This is a genomic window from Roseovarius sp. MMSF_3298 (genome assembly GCF_030733705.1).
Taxonomy (GTDB): Bacteria; Pseudomonadota; Alphaproteobacteria; order Rhodobacterales; family Rhodobacteraceae; genus Roseovarius; species Roseovarius confluentis.
The window spans coordinates 49,068-63,901 of record NZ_JASHIN010000001.1 but is presented as its reverse complement, the minus strand read 5'-3'; the positions used below and the strand labels follow the sequence as shown (position 1 = coordinate 63,901).

The 14,834-nt window shown below is 64.5% G+C and carries 15 protein-coding genes; 6 read left to right on the top strand and 9 right to left on the bottom strand.

Annotation, left to right across the window (positions count from 1 at the left end; genetic code table 11):
* Window positions 1-19 precede the first annotated feature (19 nt).
* The 4 genes from RBB18_RS00315 (at window position 20) to RBB18_RS00300 (ending at window position 4,653) form a co-directional block, all read left to right on the top strand.
* The gene (locus tag RBB18_RS00315) at window positions 20-478 is read left to right on the top strand and encodes a (2Fe-2S)-binding protein (RefSeq protein WP_274591916.1); all 459 of its coding nucleotides are present in this window, start codon (window positions 20-22) and stop codon (window positions 476-478) included.
* Window position 479: 1 nt separating this feature from the next.
* Window positions 480-2,723, top strand: a complete 2,244-nt coding sequence (locus tag RBB18_RS00310) for a xanthine dehydrogenase family protein molybdopterin-binding subunit (RefSeq protein WP_306110443.1) — start codon at window positions 480-482, stop codon at window positions 2,721-2,723.
* 63 nt (window positions 2,724-2,786) lie between these two features.
* Complete coding sequence (locus RBB18_RS00305; RefSeq protein ID WP_103761319.1) at window positions 2,787-3,839, top strand: AbrB family transcriptional regulator; 1,053 nt, start codon at window positions 2,787-2,789, stop codon at window positions 3,837-3,839.
* Between the two features lie 58 nt (window positions 3,840-3,897).
* Complete coding sequence (locus RBB18_RS00300; RefSeq protein WP_306110442.1) at window positions 3,898-4,653, top strand: SDR family NAD(P)-dependent oxidoreductase; 756 nt, start codon at window positions 3,898-3,900, stop codon at window positions 4,651-4,653.
* 4 nt (window positions 4,654-4,657) lie between these two features.
* On the opposite strand, the gene RBB18_RS00295 is transcribed toward RBB18_RS00300, so the two are convergent.
* The 3 genes from RBB18_RS00295 to RBB18_RS00285 are packed head-to-tail and all read right to left on the bottom strand — an operon-like array spanning window position 4,658 to window position 8,065.
* Entirely contained in the window at window positions 4,658-6,136 is a 1,479-nt protein-coding gene (locus tag RBB18_RS00295) for a carboxypeptidase M32 (RefSeq protein ID WP_306110441.1), read from the bottom strand.
* Entirely contained in the window at window positions 6,133-7,272 is a 1,140-nt protein-coding gene (gene ctaA, locus RBB18_RS00290) for a heme A synthase (protein WP_274591921.1), read from the bottom strand. Before ctaA ends, RBB18_RS00295 begins: the two co-directional genes overlap by 4 nt.
* Before the next feature lie 49 nt (window positions 7,273-7,321).
* Complete coding sequence (locus RBB18_RS00285) at window positions 7,322-8,065, bottom strand: RNA methyltransferase (RefSeq protein WP_306110440.1); 744 nt, start codon at window positions 8,063-8,065, stop codon at window positions 7,322-7,324.
* 127 nt (window positions 8,066-8,192) lie between these two features.
* Between RBB18_RS00285 and RBB18_RS00280 the strand changes: the two genes are divergently transcribed.
* The gene (locus RBB18_RS00280; RefSeq protein ID WP_306110439.1) at window positions 8,193-8,813 is read left to right on the top strand and encodes a thiamine phosphate synthase; all 621 of its coding nucleotides are present in this window, start codon (window positions 8,193-8,195) and stop codon (window positions 8,811-8,813) included.
* Window positions 8,814-8,833: 20 nt separating this feature from the next.
* On the opposite strand, the gene RBB18_RS00275 is transcribed toward RBB18_RS00280, so the two are convergent.
* From RBB18_RS00275 to RBB18_RS00265, 3 genes are all read right to left on the bottom strand, one after another.
* Window positions 8,834-9,667, bottom strand: a complete 834-nt coding sequence (locus tag RBB18_RS00275) for a 1-acyl-sn-glycerol-3-phosphate acyltransferase (protein WP_306110438.1) — start codon at window positions 9,665-9,667, stop codon at window positions 8,834-8,836.
* Entirely contained in the window at window positions 9,664-10,431 is a 768-nt protein-coding gene (locus RBB18_RS00270) for a GNAT family N-acetyltransferase (protein ID WP_306110437.1), read from the bottom strand. Before RBB18_RS00270 ends, RBB18_RS00275 begins: the two co-directional genes overlap by 4 nt.
* A gap of 148 nt (window positions 10,432-10,579) precedes the next feature.
* Window positions 10,580-10,762: a DUF3553 domain-containing protein gene (locus RBB18_RS00265; RefSeq protein WP_103761327.1), complete on the bottom strand. Its 183-nt coding sequence runs from the start codon at window positions 10,760-10,762 to the stop codon at window positions 10,580-10,582.
* Window positions 10,763-10,790: 28 nt separating this feature from the next.
* Here RBB18_RS00265 and RBB18_RS00260 point away from each other — a divergent pair, with 28 nt between their 5' ends.
* A complete protein-coding gene (locus tag RBB18_RS00260) occupies window positions 10,791-11,399 on the top strand; it encodes a histidine phosphotransferase family protein (protein WP_245890365.1) in 609 nt (202 codons plus the stop codon).
* Here RBB18_RS00260 and RBB18_RS00255 read toward each other — a convergent pair.
* The 3 genes from RBB18_RS00255 to obgE are packed head-to-tail and all read right to left on the bottom strand — an operon-like array spanning window position 11,386 to window position 14,824.
* A complete protein-coding gene (locus tag RBB18_RS00255; RefSeq protein WP_306110436.1) occupies window positions 11,386-12,651 on the bottom strand; it encodes a glutamate-5-semialdehyde dehydrogenase in 1,266 nt (421 codons plus the stop codon). The genes RBB18_RS00260 and RBB18_RS00255 overlap by 14 nt on opposite strands.
* Window positions 12,652-12,692: 41 nt before the next feature.
* The gene (gene proB / locus RBB18_RS00250; protein ID WP_103761330.1) at window positions 12,693-13,799 is read right to left on the bottom strand and encodes a glutamate 5-kinase; all 1,107 of its coding nucleotides are present in this window, start codon (window positions 13,797-13,799) and stop codon (window positions 12,693-12,695) included.
* Complete coding sequence (obgE, locus tag RBB18_RS00245; protein WP_306110435.1) at window positions 13,787-14,824, bottom strand: GTPase ObgE; 1,038 nt, start codon at window positions 14,822-14,824, stop codon at window positions 13,787-13,789. The genes proB and obgE overlap by 13 nt, the downstream gene beginning before the upstream one ends.
* Between the last annotated feature and the right edge of the window lie 10 nt (window positions 14,825-14,834).

The following is a 14,834-nucleotide window of genomic DNA, read 5'->3' as shown; positions in this document are numbered from 1 at the left end:
GAACGCGGCGGGAGGCACCATGCAATTGACGATCGACGGTACGGACCACGAGATCGAGGTCGAGGACGCGATGCCCCTTCTGTGGGTGCTGCGCGACGTGCTGGGCAAAACCGGCGTGAAGTACGGCTGCGGGATCGCGCAATGCGGGGCCTGCACGGTGCATATCGATGGCGAGGCGGTCCGATCCTGCCAGGTTGCCGCGGGCGACGTGTGGGGCCCGGTCACCACCATTCACGGGCTGGGCCGCCCCGAGACACGCCATGCCGTGCAGCAGGCGTGGATCGAAACGCAGGTGGCCCAATGCGGTTATTGCCAGTCGGGGCAGATCATGCAGGCTGCGGCGCTGCTCTCGGAAACGCCCGATCCTTCGGACGAGGATATCGACGACGCCATGTCGGGCAACCTGTGCCGCTGCGGAACCTATCCGCGCATCCGTGCGGCCGTAAAGGTCGCGGCCGCCAAGCTGAAGGAGGCGTAAAGTGAGCCGGGTCGGTAAGATCGCGCGCCGAAGTTTCCTGGTAGGTGCCGTCGCCGCGGCGGGCGGCGTTGCCTTTGGGGTCTGGCGTTACAAGACACCATACCGCAATCCGCTGCTGAGCGGGCTGAACGACGGCGAGGCGGCGCTGACCCCTTATGTGCTGATCCGCCCCGATGGCATCACCCTGATCACACCCCGCGCCGACAAGGGCCAGGGCGCCTACCAGGTGCAGGCGATGCTGCTGGCCGAGGAACTGGACGTGACGCTCGACCAGATCGCGGTTGATCCCGGCCCGCCGGACGTCGCCTATTGGAACCGGGCGCTGGCCGACGAGGCCGCGGCCTTCCTCGCTCCCGGTGGTGGCTTTGGGGAGCAGGTCGCGGGCTCGGTCGTGTCTGCGGGGGCGAAGTTCCTGGGCTTGCAGATCACCGGCGGCTCGACCACCACGCCCGACGGGTTCGATAAGCTGCGCGCGGCGGGCGCATCGGCCCGCGAGACACTGAAAGCTGCCGCCGCAGCACAGGCGGGGGTCGCGGCAAGCGAACTGACGACACGGGACGGAGCGGTGATCCTGCCGGACGGCACCACCCTGCCCTACACCGAGCTAGCCGCTGTGGCCGCTGATTTGGATCCGGTGACGAACGTCGCCCTGCGACCCGCTTCGGAATGGCGGCTGATTGGCAAACCAACGCCGCGCCTGGATATGGTCGCAAAGTCCACTGGCACGCAAGACTACGGGATCGACGTGAACCTGCCCGGGATGGTCCACGCGACCGTACTTCTGAACCCCGCGATTGGCGGCGCGCTTGGCAGCTATGACACTGCCGAGACGTTCAAGATTCGCGGCGTGCAATCCGTGGTCGAGATTTCCGGCGGCCTGGGTATCGTAGCCGATAACACCTGGCGCGCGATGGAAGGGGCCAAGGCCATCGTGGCAAGCTGGCCCGACGGGCCATTGCCGCGATCGATGGAGGCGCATTGGCAGGCGCTTTCCGACAGTTTTACCGAAGACACGCAGGACAGCCGCAAGCGCGACGACGGCGACATGGACGCGGCGCTTGGCGCGGGTGATGTCATCGAGGCGGAGTATCGCGCGCCCTACTTGGCCCATGCCCCGCTGGAACCGGTCAACGCCACCGTGCGCGTCGATGATGATGCCATCGAGATCTGGACCGGCACGCAGATCCCGCGCAATGTGCTGACCAATGTGTCGGGCATCACCGGCGTATCGGAGGACGACATCACCCTGCATGTGCAGATGATCGGCGGCAGTTTTGGGCACCGGCTGGAAGACATGGTGGTGCGTCATGCCACCGAGATCGCCATGCAGATGAAAGGCACGCCGGTCAAGCTGACCTATTCCCGCGAAGAGGACATGACCCACGAGTTCCCGCGCCAGATCGCCATGGCGCGGATGCGCGGTGCCGTGCGCGAGGGGCGGGTCGAGGCCTTTGACCTCGGTATCGCAATGCCATCTGTCATAGTCTCGCAAATGGGGCGGCAGGGGCTGAGCGTGCCCGGCCCCGACAGCCAGATCGTGGCCGGCGCTTTCGAGCAGCCTTTTTCCGTGCCGCATCACCGCGTAACAGGTTACCGGGCGCCACCACTGGCGCCAATCTCGTCATGGCGTTCGGTCGGCGCGTCGACGAACGGGTTTTTCTACAATACCGGACTGGACGAGTTGATCCACGCCGCCGGGGTCGACCCGATGGAAGAGCGCCTGCGGCTTTGCGATGACGCGCTGGCCCGGGCCGTGCTGGAGGCCGTGGCCGAGATGAGCGACTGGTCCGGACCGAACCCGGCCGACGGCGTGGGGCGCGGGGTGGCCTTTACCAAGTCCTTTGGCGTGCCCTGCGCCGAGGTCATCGAGGTCGAGACCACCGAGGCCGGACTGAAGCTGACGCGCGCCTGGGTCGCGGCAGAGGTCGGCATGGTGGTCGATCCGCTGAACTTCGAGAACCAGGTGGCGGGCGGTGTCATTTTTGGACTGGGTCATGCGATGAACTGCGAGCTGACTTATGCCGACGGTCGCGCCGAGCAGACCAATTTCGACACGTTCCAGGGGCTGCGCCTTTACCAGGCCCCGGCGATCGAAGTGCGCGGACTTGAGAATGGCGACAAGGTGCTGGGCGTGGGTGAGCCCCCCGTGCCGCCTGCCGCCCCTGCCCTTGCGGCGGCTATTTTCGCGGCCACGGGGACGCGGCTGCGCGAAATGCCGTTCTCGAAATTCGTGGAGTTCGCGTAAGTTAAGGCGCATCCAACGCGGCGCCGCCTTGCCGTTCCCCGCGCGGGGTGGTTGAAGGGGCGCATGGGATCCATCCTGACCACACTTGCGCTGCTCGCCCTGGCTTGCGCCGCGGCCTTCGGCGCGCAAGCGGCCTCCATACCGCTTCCGTTCCTGATCGGGCCTCTGGTCGCGTCCGGTATCGTGGCGACAACCGTATCGGCTCGTTTACCGGATGGATACCATTTCCCCCCCATGCTGCGCCTGGTCTTCATTTCGGTCATCGGCCTGATGATCGGCGCGCAGGTCACGCCCGAACTTTTCGGACAGGCCTCGCGCCTGGCGGTCAGTTTCACGGCCCTGATGCTGTTCGTCGTCGTCGCCCATGGCTACGGCTACACCGTCTTGCGGTTCATAGGTGGGTATGACCGACCGACGGCTTTCTATGGCGCGGCGCCTGGCGGCTTGTTCGAGTCGATTGCACTGGGCGAGGAGGCCGGTGCCGATCCGGCCCGTTTGACACTGCAGCAGTTCCTGCGAATCATCGCGGTGGTCACGCTCTTGCCCATCGGCCTTTCGCTCTGGGTCGGTCATCCGGTCGGCAGTTCCGCAGGCGTCACGCTGGGCCGCGATGAAGTGCCCTGGTCTGCCTTTCCACTGATAGCCTGCGCCGGCGCGGCGGGGATTGGCCTTGGGCATTTGCTGCGCCTGCCGGCCAAACAACTGACCGGGCCTTTGTCCGTGGCCGCGATCCTGTCGCTGACCGGGCTTTACCACGTCGATGTGCCGCAATGGCTGATCAACGCGGCTCAGATCGTCGTCGGCACGGCGCTTGGCATGCGGTTCAGGGGACTGTCCGGCGGGTTGGTACTCCGGGGCGTCTGGCTGACCGTCCTTTGCGTTGGAGGCATGCTGGGACTGGCCATCATCTTTGCGCTGGCGCTGATGCAGGTACTGGAGCAACCTTTCGACGTACTGCTGATCAGCTTCGCGCCCGGCGGTGTGACCGAGATGTCGCTGGTGGCCCTCAGCCTTTCGGCCAACCCGGCCTTCGTGACGCTGCATCACATCTTTCGGATTCTGATCACCGTGGTCGGCCTTGGCCTCAGCTCCAAACTGGTTCGGCGACGGCTTTGACAGGGCACGGCTTCTGGAATACCTGAACACTTGTTCATTTCAAACCGCCGGAGGCTCTATGCAAATCTCAGACACCGCCGCAATCATCACCGGGGGCGCTTCCGGCCTGGGCGAAGCGACGGCACGGCACTTTCGCGCGCATGGGGCCAAAGTCACCCTGCTGGACCGCGATGCCGAGCGCGGCGCCGCCGTGGCCGCCGAGATCGGGGCCGGTTTTGCCGAAACGGACGTTACCGACGAGGACTCGGTCCGCGCTGCCATAGCTGCGGCCAAGGACGCCATGGGCAAGATCACCGCTGCCGTGAATTGCGCAGGCATCGCGACCGGAGAGAAGACGCTGGGGCGCGACGGGCCGCACAGCCTTGACGGGTTTCGCCGTACCATCGACATCAACCTCGTCGGCACGTTCAACGTGGCTCGTCTTGCCGCCGAGGAAATCGCGCAGAATGTCGCCGCGCCCGACGGCACGCGTGGGGTCATCATCAACACGGCGTCCATTGCCGCCTTCGAAGGGCAAAAGGGCCAGACCGCCTACGCCGCCTCCAAGGGCGGTATCGTTGGCCTTTCGGTGCCCATGGCGCGGGACCTGAGCCGCGATGGTATCCGGGTGATGGCCATTGCTCCTGGGATTTTCGCCACGCCCATGTTGAAAGGCTTGCCGCAGGAGGTGCAAGACGGGTTGGCGCAGGACGTGACCTTTCCCAAGCGGCTGGGTGACCCGGACGAGTACGCATCGCTGGCACGGTTCATCGTCGAATGCGATTACCTGAACGGCGAGGTCATCCGTCTTGATGGCGCGTTGCGGATGCAGTGATGAGTCAACCGTCGCTGAGCGCGCCGAACTTGGTTTCCAGGTAGGACATCAGCGGTGTCGCACTAGGCGCGCTGCCGCATGCGAGCGTGATGACGTCCTTGGGTTCATGACGTCCACCGTGGCACTGAACCCGCTCGCGCAGCCAGTCCGTGGCGGCGGAGAGGTCGCCTTTCGCCAGTTGGTCATCCAGTTCGGGCAGATCCTTGCGCAGGGCCTCATGCAGGCAGCCGGCATAGACATTGCCAAGGCTGTAGGTCGGGAAATACCCGAAGAGCCCCACGGACCAGTGCACATCCTGAAGCACGCCGTTCGCGGGGCGGTTGACGTCATACCCGAAATCCGCCCGGAACCGATCGTTCCAGGCCGCTTCGAGATCATTGACCTGAAGATCATTGGCGAACAGCGCCCGCTCCAGATCGAACCGCAGCATGATGTGCAGGTTGTACTGCACCTCGTCGGCCTCGGTACGGATATAGCCCCGGTGTACGCGGTTCACGAGCGCATAGAAGGCGTCTTCGTCCGGCACGCCGAAGTCGCCGAACAGGTCTCGCATCCGGCCATAAAGATAGCCACAGAAGGCGCGGCTGCGGCCAAGCTGGTTCTCGTAGATCCGGCTTTGGCTTTCATGTACGCCCATCGACACCCCTTGCCCAGCCGGGGTCAGAAGGAATTTCGGGTCGATACCCTGTTCATAGCATGCGTGGCCGACCTCGTGGATCGTCGAGTAAAGGCAGTTGAACGGATCATCCTCGGCGGTGCGGGTGGTAATGCGCACGTCTTCGCCGGAGCCGCTGGAAAACGGGTGGACCGCCCGGTCGATGCGACCCCGGGTCAGGTCATAACCGAAGGTTTCTGCCAGTTCCCGGCCAAGCGCCATCTGTGTGTCGGCGTCGAACGTAGCTGAAAGCGCCGTCACCTGGGGTGCGTTCAGGGCGTGTTCGCGCAAGCTTACCAGACCCGGGCGCATCTCGTCGAACATCGCGGCGAATTCGGTCGCTTTGCCGTTCGGCTCGAAATCGTCGACCAGCGCATCGTAGAGGTCGCCCTCGCCCGCCAGCGCCGCGGCCTCTTCCCGCTTGAGCTTGACCACCTCGGCCAGCGTGGGAAGGAAGGCGGCGACATCGTCATCGGCACGCGCGGCGGCCCATATGCCTTGCGACCTGCTTGTCAGCCGGGCCAGCGCGGCGGCCAGATCGGCCGGCACCTTGACCGACCGCTCATAGCTGCGGCGGATCAGGCGCAGTTGCGCAGCGCCGTCCGCGTCGGGCGGGTCGGCCTGCTCCAGCCACTCCCCGATTTGCGGGTTGGTGCGCCTTGCATGCAGCACGCTTTCCATCGCACCGCGTTCCTCGGCCCGCTGCCCGGCCGAGCCGCGGGGCATCACAGTTTCCTGATCCCAGCTCAGCCGCCCGGAGATGCGGGCCAGGGCTTGGGTTTCCCGCTCATAGGCCATGAGCGCGTCGAATGCATTGGGCAGGCTCATCCGCGCACCGACCGCACAATGGGATACTGGCTGAGGAACCGTGCCCTGAGGATCAGGACCCAGAGGATCACCGCCAGCAACTGGTGTGCGATGGCGAGTTGCCAGGGCGCGATATACAGCACTGTCATGATCCCGAGCACGACCTGCAGGCAAAGTGCGAGGAAGGCGAAATTGAACGCGCCGCGGGTCAGAGCATGGGCCGACCGGCGCCCCTTCAGCCAGACGACGATGCCGAAAATCAGCAGAAGATAACCGGTCATGCGGTGGATGAACTGAACCATGCCCGGGTTTTCAAAGAAGTTTCTGGCACCCAGCTCCGGCATCCAGAAATCCACGGGCAGGAACCCTCCAGCCATGAGCGGCCAGTCGGTAAAGGTGCGTCCGGCGTCGATGCCCGCAACAAGCGCGCCGATCAGGATCTGCAGGAAGGCGAAATGCAGCCAGCCAGTGGACAGGCCGAAAAGCTTGCCCTCGCGGCTGCGCCGAGCCTGCATCAGTTCGCGCTCTTCTCGTCCGAGGCACATCACGTACCACGCGATGAAGCCCAATATCACGAAGGCGAGGCCAAGATGCACGGCCAGCCTGTAGCTCGCCACGTCCAGCATCTGCCCGGAAAGGCCAGAACTGACCATCCACCAGCCGATGGCGCCCTGAGCGCCGCCCAATCCTCCCAATAGCAACAAGCGACCTGTCCAGCCTGGGGGGATCTTGCGCAGCAGCAAGAAGCCCAGAAAGCCCAAGACCCAAACAAGGCCGATCACGCGGCCAAGCTGGCGATGGCCCCATTCCCACCAGTAGATCACCTTGAACTCGGCAAGGCTCATGCCCTTGTTCTGCAACTGGTACTCGGGAATTGCGCGGTATTTCTCGAACTCGGATTCCCATGTAGCGGCGTCCATCGGAGGCAGCGCGCCGGTCACCGGCTTCCACTCGGTGATCGACAGGCCGCTGTCGGTCAGGCGCGTGAGGCCGCCCACGGCGATCATCACGACCACCAGCGCGAAAAGAAGCATCAGCCACACCCGAACGGCACCGCGCGCGCCACGGCGGCCTGCGTCGATCATCCCGCCTTGCGGTGTCTGCCGCGGGGTGTCCGCATCTGACACTTCCTGGAAAATGCTGCGTTTTTCGCTCATGTTCCGCCCTCTGACTTTGGCGTGACGTTAATCCGCGTCGCACGGCGCTTCAACCGCGCTCCTTCCAGCGCACCATTTGCCGCAGTACGCCATGCAGTGTCTGCACGTCGGCTCGCGTCAGGGGCATCCGGCTCCACATGTTGCGCAGGTTGATCTTCATGCCGGGGGCCTTGGCCTCCGGAAAGAAAAAACCGGCGTCTTCGAGGCGTTCCTCGTAATGTGCCGACAGCGCCTCGATCTCTTTCTGGTTGGCCCATTCGGTGCCGGCCATATCGACGCGGGCGGCCTCGACCGTCTGCGACGCGCGGCGCCACTCGTAGCCGCACAAGAGCACGCATTGGGCAAGGTTCAGGCTTGGGAATTCAGGGTTCACCGGCACGCTGATGATGGCGTTGGCGCGCGCGACATCCTCGTTCTCCAGCCCGGCCCGTTCCGGCCCGAACAGCACCGAGACACGTTCGCCTCGCGACAGGCGCGTCGCGGCCTCCACCATGGCCTCTTCGGGGCTGAATACGGGCTTAGTCAGGCCGCGCACCCGGGCGGTTGTGGCCATCACGAAACTTTCGCCCTCGACAGCCGCCGGCAGGTCGGGGACAAGGCGCGCGTCGTCCAGCAGCCGACCCGCGCCGCTGGCCATGGCCACCGCCTTGGGATTGGGCCAACCATCACGCGGGGCCACGACGACCATGCGGTCGAGACCGAAGTTCCACATCGCGCGCGCGGCGGCGCCGATATTCTCGCCCATCTGCGGACGTACGAGCACAAAGCGCGGCTGTGTGTTTTCGCTTGGCATCCTGTTCCTCCAACGTGCCCGCCATAATCCAGCCTGGCCGTGCGGGAAAGCGCAAAAGACCGCGTTCGCGTCCCGTAGACGCGTTCGCAAATCCCGGTTATAGGGGCAAAAACAGGACGACAAGACCATGGCAGACCCCGAGCAGCCGCAAATCTATCTGATCACCCCGCCCGAGATTGAGCTGGCGCGTTTCCCCGCCATTCTCGACCGGGTCCTGCGCGACCACGAGATCGCCTGCGTGCGGCTGGCGCTGTCGACCCATGACGAGACCGCATTGTGCCGCGCCGCCGATACGTGCCGCGAGGTTACGCATGGGCAGGACGTGGCCATCGTGATCGACACGCATTTTGTGTTGGCCGAACGGCTGGGGCTGGACGGCGTGCACCTGACGGACGGGTCACGCACCGTGCGCAAGGCGCGCAAGGAACTGGGACCGGATGCCATCGTCGGCGCTTTCTGCGGCACCTCGCGCCATGACGGGATGAGCGCGGGCGAGGCCGGCGCCGATTACGTCAGCTTCGGCCCCGCCGGCGTCTCCGCCCTTGGCGACGGGTCGCAGGCCGAGACGGACCTTTTCGAGTGGTGGTCTCAGGTGATCGAAGTGCCGGTGGTGGCAGAGGGAGCGCTAGAAGCTGCCACGGTATCACAGCTGTCCTCCATGACTGATTTTTTCGGGATCGGCGACGAAATCTGGCGCGAGGACGACCCGAGCGCCGCCTTGGGCGAACTGGTCGCGGCAATGCGCTGAGGCGGGATTGCGCGGCAGTCTCAGCCCGGCAAAGCGACTTCGGGTGGCATCGCGCTACGCACTTTAGCCTCGAGCGTTCGGGCTAACGCCTTACGATCGGTATAGTCGCTGACACTGAGCGGCTCGTGATAGATCACGCGCACGCCACCCTGAGGAAACCGCGACAGAACCTGCAGCATGTGTGGCCCGAGATCCATGTCGCCCCACCAGCCGTAAAAGCGCGGCTCTTCCAGCCCGTCTGGCGCGATGTAGACAACCGTGACCGGCTGAATCAGCATCCCCGCTTCGAGATCCGAAAACGCGGCAAAGAGGCTCGACTTGAACGGCAGCACGCGCATTCCGTCGGTCGACGTGCCCTCGGGGAAGAACAAGAGCTTTCGACCGGCATCAAGCTCGGCTTTCAGCTGGTTGCGTTGTGCGTCGGCCTGCCGGGGATTGCGGCTGATAAATACGGTGCCGACGATCCGCGCAAGAAAACCGATGCCGGGCCAACCGGCCACCTCGGCCTTGGACACGAACGTGATCGCCTGCCCTGCCCCGAGAGCGAAGATATCCAACCACGAAGCGTGATTGGCCACCACGGCGCCATGGCTTTGCATGGGCTGGCCTTCGCGGCGATAGCGCAATCCGATCACGCGCAGTCCGGCCCAGATGGCCCAGCGTTGCAAGCGCGCGGTCAAAGGGCGGCTGCGGTCGAAAAAAAATGGCTCGGCAAGGCGCAGAACCAGCACCGCAAAGACACCCGGCAAGATGATCGCCAAAAGCACCACAAGGCGCAGCGCCAGTATCAGCCAGCCTGTCCCCGTGACACGGACCACGCGCGCGGGACGCTGGGACTCCCAGGTGTTGCTCACAGGCCGGCACCCTTGGAATAGATCGCCTTTTGCCGGGCGTTCAGTTGCGCGGTGTCCATAACGAGGCAGACATCGGTTGTGTTGAATGTGTGGTCGATGAACGCACCGTCACCGACAAAGCCGCCAAGCCGCAGATAGGCCTTGATCAACGCAGGCACCTGCAACATGGCCGCCCGCCGGTCGATCTGATCTTCCAGCACCAGGTTAAGCGGCTGGTAATGGGCGGGCACGGTACGAACCCGCAATGCCTCGGGCGCCAGGTGGCGGTGGTGGAGCAATGAAAGGGGCTGCGCCAGGGCGCTGGTATCGGTGCCATGAAAGCTGGCGACGCCGAACAGGATCTCGATGCCGTGATCGGCGACATAGTGCGCAAGGCCGTTCCACAGGTGGTACATGGCCGCGCCACCGCGATAGCCCTCGGCAAGGCAGGACCGGCCCAGCTCCATGATGCGCCGGCCCGAGGATTTGAGGACCGAAATGTCGTATTCATCTTCGGAGTAGAACTGACCCGCCTCGGCGGCCTGATCGTCGCGCAAGACACGGTAGACGCCGACGATTTCACCGCCGCGGGACTCGTCAGCCAGAAGCAGATGATCAAAATAGGCATCGAACCGGTCACGCTCCAACTTCGCGTCGTGGTCGACGAGCGGGCCGTCGCCGCCCAGTTCCGCGACGAACACGTCGTAGCGGAGGCGTTGCGCCGCGTGCAGGTCTTGCTCGGAGCGGGCGAGTCTTACAGTGAACTGCACGTCGCGCGAATACATCAATGGGTCCGTTCAGATTGGCTGCGCGGGTTTTAATGCCTTTCAGTCCCGCGCTGCAACCACTTGAAGTCCCGCGGCGTATCTTTGCCCGCAGCAAGAAGGAGGCTTGCGAGCGCGCCTTTGCGTGTTAACGTTTTGGCAACGTTGCTTATGGTTCAGTCACCGGCATCAACTCAACGCGGGAGCCGTCTATCACCACTTTACCGACATCCTGAAAATTCACCGTGATCTTTCCACCGATGTTGGACTGGACCTGCCCGGTGCCCCAATCAGGCTGATCGGGGTGGACCACGAGCATGCCGGGCTCGAGAATGCTGTTCATGTCGGACATCGGCGGGCTCCGCGGGAAAGGAAACGATTTGGCAAACGATACCAACGCTATCGCAGCTTTGATAGGCTCTCGTATCTGTCATGACCTGATCAGCCCTATCGGCGCAGTCAGCAACGGGCTCGAATTGCTGGAATTGTCGGACGCCGCCGGTTCGCCCGAACTGTCGCTTGTCGCGGACAGCGTGGCCCATGCCAATGCCCGCATCCGTTTTTTTCGCTTGGCCTTCGGGATGGCCTGCAAGGAACAGGAAACAGGCGCGGAAGAGGTCAACTCGATCCTCAGAGACCTTCATGCAGACGACCGAACCGAGATTGCCCCCTTTCCCTCAGGCCACTACCCGCGGGCCGAGGTGCGCGCGGTGCTGCTGGCGCTGCTCTGCGCCGAACAGGCGGTGCCCTATGGGGGCCGCATTGTCATGACACGATCCGAGGACGGCTGGGTCATCCGGGCCACGGCTGAACGGATGAACGTGGACGCCACCTTGTGGGACATGCTGAACGGCACACAAGGTACGTCGCTTCCGGCGCCGGCGCATGTGCAATTCTTGATCCTGCCCGCTGCGGCATGGGACGCGCGGCTGGATTGTTCAGCGGTCCTGTCGGACGAAGCGGCGGAAGTGCGGCTCAGGCGCGGATAGCGCCGTCGCCGTCCACGAGATACTTGAAACTGGTCAATTGCCGGGCGCCCACGGGGCCGCGGGCGTGCATCTTGCCGGTCGCAATGCCGATTTCCGCGCCCATGCCGAACTCTCCACCATCCGCGAACTGGGTCGAGGCGTTGCGCATCAGGATCGCGCTGTCGAGTTCGGCAAAGAAGCGCTCTGCAGTCGCGTCGTCCTCGGTGATAATGCAGTCCGTGTGCTGCGACCCATATTTCCGAATATGATCAATAGCGTCTGAGACGTCGCCCACCTTTTTCGCGGCCATGACCATCGACAGAAACTCGAACCCCCAGTCGCCATCGCCGGCCGGAACCGTGCCCGGCACCGATTGCAGGGCCGTATCGGCACGGACCTCGACCCCCTTTTCGACCAAGGCCCGTATGACGCCCTGCCCGATCGTATCGACAGCGTCCTCGTGCACCAGCAGACATTCGGCGGCGCCGCAGATCCCGGTGCGGCGGGTCTTGGCATTCATTACGACGCGCAGCGCCTTTTCCGGGTCCGCATGCTTGTCGATGTAGATATGCACGATGCCTTCGAGATGCGCGAAGACAGGCACCCGTGCCTCGCGCTGAACGAGGCCGACAAGCCCCTTGCCGCCGCGCGGTACGATCACGTCGATCGTCCCGGTCATCGTCAGCATAGCCTGCACCGCCGCGCGGTCGCGGGTCGGGACGAGCTGGATCGCGTCCTCCGGCAGACCGGCCTCGGTCAGGCCGGCGCATAGGCAGCGATGGATGGCACCGGAGGAATGAAAGCTTTCCGAGCCGCCGCGCAGGATCACCGCGTTACCGGATTTCAGACAGAGCGCGCCCGCATCCGCCGTGACATTGGGACGGCTCTCATAGATCACCCCGATCACGCCGAGCGGAGTGCGCACGCGCCGGATATGCAGGCCGTTCGGGCGGTCCCATTCGTCGATCACCTCGCCCACCGGATCGTCCTGAGCGGCGACGGCGCGCAGCCCGTCGCAAATGCCACGGATCCGGTCGTCGTCCAGCATCAGGCGATCCATCATAGCATCCGACAGGCCCTTATCGCGACCGAACTCGAGGTCTTTGGCGTTGGCCTCGAGGATGTCGGCGCGGCTGTCCCACACCGCATCCGCCGCGGTCGTCAGCGCACGGGTCTTGGCCTCTGCCGTGGCGGTGGCAAGCACCGCGGCGGCGGTCTTGGCCCGCTGACCTATCTCAGCCATAAGTGCTGGAATATTTTCGAGATCTTTCATCAAGGCACCTGTTCGTTCAGCCGAATCTAGCAGTCGTTCGGTCATATGGCCATATCGTCGCGATGGATCAACGGACCGCGGGCGGGATAGCCCAGCACGTTCTCGATCTGGTCCGAGCGCAGTCGCTTGATGCGTTCGGCGTCCAGTGCGTCGTAGCGCGTCAGCCCCTGACCCAGAATACCGCCCGTCTCGTCGGCGACCTCGACCGCGTCACCGCGTTCGAACCGGCCCGAAACCTGCGCCACGCCGGCGACCAGCAGGCTGGAGCCTGCCCGAAGCGCCTTGACCGCCCCGGCATCGACGACGATCCGGCCCTTGGGCTTCATCGAGGCAATCCATTGCTTGCGTTTCTGCTGCGGGTCGCCCTGGGCGGTGAACCACGTAACGGGGGCGCCATTTTCCAATGCCCTGACCGGGTGCAGCACCGACCCTTCGGTGATCGCCATGTCGCATCCGGCGGCGGTGGCCGTCCGCGCCGCCAGCAGCTTGGTCTTCATGCCGCCTTTCGACAGGCCGGAGCCTGCGGCACCGGCCATGGCCTCGATCTCGGGTGTGATTTCCGAGATAACGTCGAAGCGTTTAGCGGCCGGGTCGGTCTGCGGATTGGCGGAATAAAAGCCGTCCACGTCGCTGAGCAGGATCAGTTGATCGGCCCCGGCGGTCACGGCGATCTGCGCGGCCAGCCGGTCGTTGTCGCCATAGCGGATCTCGTCCGTGGCGACCGTGTCGTTTTCGTTCACTATGGGGATCGCGCCCAGTGACAACAGCTGTTCCATCGTCGCGCGGGAATTGAGGTAGCGGCGGCGATCGGCGCTGTCTTCCAATGTGACCAGCACTTGTGCCGCGATGATATCATGGGCCGCCAGCGCCTCGGTATATGCGGTGGCGAGCTGGATCTGGCCCACGGCGGCAGCGGCTTGCGACTGTTCCAGTGACAAGTCGGCGGAGGGAAGTTTCAGGACACCTCGCCCCAGTGCGATGGAGCCGGAAGACACAAGGATAACGTCCGTGCCCCGCGCCCGCAGGCGGGCCACGTCCTCGGACAGCGCCACCAGCCAGTCACGGCGCAATTGGCCCGTTTTCCGGTCGACCAGAAGGGCCGAGCCAATCTTGATCACGAGACGCTTGGCGTCGGCTACGGCTGCCACGGTGCGTCCTCGTCATCGTCCGGCCGTTGCCGCAGCCGGCCCTCGTCGATATGGGCCCGCAAGGCACGCAGCACCTCGGTGACACCCTCGCGCGACACTCCCGACATCAGCAGGACTGGCGAGCCCGCCACAGCCTCGAGTTCTTCACGCAGGAACGTGCGCTCTTCCTCGTCCAGCGTGTCGATCTTGTTCAGCACCGTCACGCGAGGTTTGTCCGACAGTCCCACGCCGTAGGCTTCCAGTTCTCGGATGATCGTCTGGTAGTCTTCGATCAAGGTTCCGGATGAGCCATCCACGAGGTGCAAAAGCACCGCACACCGCTCGACATGGCCCAGAAACAGGTCTCCGAGGCCCCGCCCCTCGGACGCGCCGTCGATCAGGCCGGGAATGTCGGCCACAACGAACTCGGTGTTGTCAACGCCGACGACGCCGAGGTTGGGATGCAAAGTCGTGAACGGATAGTCGGCGACCTTGGGCCGCGCGTTCGACGTCGCGGCCAGAAAGGTCGACTTGCCCGCGTTGGGCAGCCCGACCAGACCCACATCGGCAATCAGCTTGAGCCGCAGCCAGATCGTACGTTCGACGCCCTCCTGTCCCGGGTTGGACCGACGCGGCGCCTGGTTGGTCGAGGTCTTGAATCGCAAATTGCCCCAGCCGCCGTTACCCCCCTTGGCCAGGCACACGCGCTCGCCCACTTCGGTCAGGTCGGCGATCACCGTCTCCTGGTCCTCGTCCAGGATCTCGGTGCCCACGGGCACGCGCAGCACGATGTCGTCGCCGTCGGCGCCGGTGCGTTGCTTGCCCATGCCGGGCGTGCCGTTGTCGGCGAAGAAATGCTGCTGGTAGCGAAAGTCGATCAGCGTGTTCAGCCCGTCGACCGCCTCGGCCCAGACCGAACCGCCGCCGCCGCCATCCCCGCCGTCGGGGCCGCCGTATTCGATATACTTCTCGCGCCGAAAGCTGATGCATCCGTTGCCGCCGCTGCCCGAGCGGATGTAAACCTTGGCGAGATCCAGAAACTTCATGTCATTGCCT

Bases quoted from the DNA above. Each gene is read 5' to 3' on its own strand.
- ctaA (WP_274591921.1), bottom strand. From the start codon at position 7,272: ATGAGCGAAAAACGCAGCATTTTCCAGGAAGTGTCAGATGCGGACACC.
- RBB18_RS00305 (WP_103761319.1), top strand. From the start codon at position 2,787: ATGGGATCCATCCTGACCACACTTGCGCTGCTCGCCCTGGCTTGCGCC.
- RBB18_RS00295 (WP_306110441.1), bottom strand. From the start codon at position 6,136: ATGAGCCTGCCCAATGCATTCGACGCGCTCATGGCCTATGAGCGGGAA.
- obgE (WP_306110435.1), bottom strand. From the start codon at position 14,824: ATGAAGTTTCTGGATCTCGCCAAGGTTTACATCCGCTCGGGCAGCGGC.
- RBB18_RS00265 (WP_103761327.1), bottom strand. From the start codon at position 10,762: ATGTCCGACATGAACAGCATTCTCGAGCCCGGCATGCTCGTGGTCCAC.
- RBB18_RS00270 (WP_306110437.1), bottom strand. From the start codon at position 10,431: ATGTATTCGCGCGACGTGCAGTTCACTGTAAGACTCGCCCGCTCCGAG.
- RBB18_RS00315 (WP_274591916.1), top strand. From the start codon at position 20: ATGCAATTGACGATCGACGGTACGGACCACGAGATCGAGGTCGAGGAC.
- RBB18_RS00300 (WP_306110442.1), top strand. From the start codon at position 3,898: ATGCAAATCTCAGACACCGCCGCAATCATCACCGGGGGCGCTTCCGGC.
- RBB18_RS00280 (WP_306110439.1), top strand. From the start codon at position 8,193: ATGGCAGACCCCGAGCAGCCGCAAATCTATCTGATCACCCCGCCCGAG.
- RBB18_RS00285 (WP_306110440.1), bottom strand. From the start codon at position 8,065: ATGCCAAGCGAAAACACACAGCCGCGCTTTGTGCTCGTACGTCCGCAG.
- RBB18_RS00255 (WP_306110436.1), bottom strand. From the start codon at position 12,651: ATGAAAGATCTCGAAAATATTCCAGCACTTATGGCTGAGATAGGTCAG.